This window comes from Enterococcus sp. AZ163 (genome assembly GCF_050498925.1).
Lineage (GTDB): Bacteria > Bacillota > Bacilli > Lactobacillales > Enterococcaceae > Enterococcus_A > Enterococcus_A ferrettii.
Genome location: NZ_JBIPAO010000015.1, coordinates 1 through 1,236, shown reverse-complemented (window position 1 = coordinate 1,236; position 1,236 = coordinate 1). Strand labels below are relative to the sequence as shown.

The 1,236-nt window shown below is 37.4% G+C and carries 1 protein-coding gene and 1 pseudogene; both read right to left on the bottom strand.

Annotated elements, in window-relative coordinates; all coding sequences use genetic code 11:
• Window positions 1-35: 35 nt before the first annotated feature.
• Window positions 36-794 (bottom strand): class A sortase, encoded by a 759-nt coding sequence (locus IGI46_RS25880; RefSeq protein WP_429966118.1) that lies wholly within the window; start codon window positions 792-794, stop codon window positions 36-38.
• A 6-nt stretch (window positions 795-800) separates the two neighbouring features.
• Window positions 801-1,236: pseudogene (locus tag IGI46_RS25875) on the bottom strand (hypothetical protein); the annotation flags it as partial.

Sequence of the window (1,236 nt, the reverse complement as noted above, 5' to 3'; positions counted from 1 at the left end):
TAAAGTAGGGGGGATATTATTCTTTTTTCATTGATTTAATTCACTTGAAAAGCTTCTTTAACATGAGCTGGACTATTAGAAAGAGTTTTTTGTTCTATCAACTCACCCTTCACGATTCGACGTCTCTTAGTACCAGCACCGCCGTAGCAAGTTACTAGGGTACAAATCGGTGTTTCGTCGTCAGGAATATCTTCTAACAAGTCCGTCCTTGTATCATTGAACACATCATTACTGGTTACTCGAAAAGTGAATACTTCTTGATAATCAGTTAAATAAACATAACTGCCAATTTTCGAGTTTTTCAATGGAGCAAATAAAGATGTTCTACTTGCCATATTGTGACCAACTAAAACATAATTTCCTTTGCCTAATTGTCTCTCGCTGCTGTTCTCAGCATCATAGTAGGTACATGCACCTAAATATTGGTTATCGCCGTAAAACCCCTTAAAGATGCCTAAATGGATGTTTGTATCTGGCATGTACATTCCTCCAGTTAGAATTTTCTTGCTGGTACCTCTAGCATTCCTAAAATTGGCGGCTACCACATCATCAGCGCTTACTTCTACAACATCGTTTAGATCATAAGTAATCAATTTTGGAGAAGTTTTTTCATTCAACGAAGCGTTCCTTTTTACTTCCGCAGCATGCACTTTTTCCTGTTTCAAATCTCGTGCCAGAAAATGACGATAACTTGTATAAGCGCCCGCTGACAGAATAAATAAAAGAGCAATAGCGATCATTGCTCCTTTACTAAGATATTTTCTTTTTTTGACTGTAATTTTTTTTACTACCATAAGCCATCAACGACTCTTTTGGAATTTAACATCATAAACAATCACACCCGTAGCAATCACACCAACACTTGCTAAGAAGATTGGCAAGACAGATTTCTTATTACTTTGACTCGTTTGAGGCATTGTTTTTTCTTGTGGAGTCTCTTTTGGAGTTTCCTTTGGTGTTTCTTTTACAGCTGGAGTCACTGGTTTTTCTTCTACTTTCTCAGGGCGGATGGTTTGTTTCTCATTATTTAAATCGAAGTGCTCGGTGTATTTGTCTGTATGCTTTTCATCATTAAACACTTCATGCGTTACAACCAGTTTTTCGCCCTTTTTCAAATTGTATTTCTTCGCATAGTATTGGAAGTCTACCGTGAATTCCTCTTTTCCATTCTTGACTTCTCGTGTGTCTTTAATGGTTTCTAACACTTCAGACTTAGGGTCTTTTGTGGCAGCTGCA

Excerpts from the sequence above, each read along its gene's own strand:
- IGI46_RS25880 (WP_429966118.1), bottom strand. The coding sequence starts at position 794 with ATGGTAGTAAAAAAAATTACAGTCAAAAAAAGAAAATATCTTAGTAAA.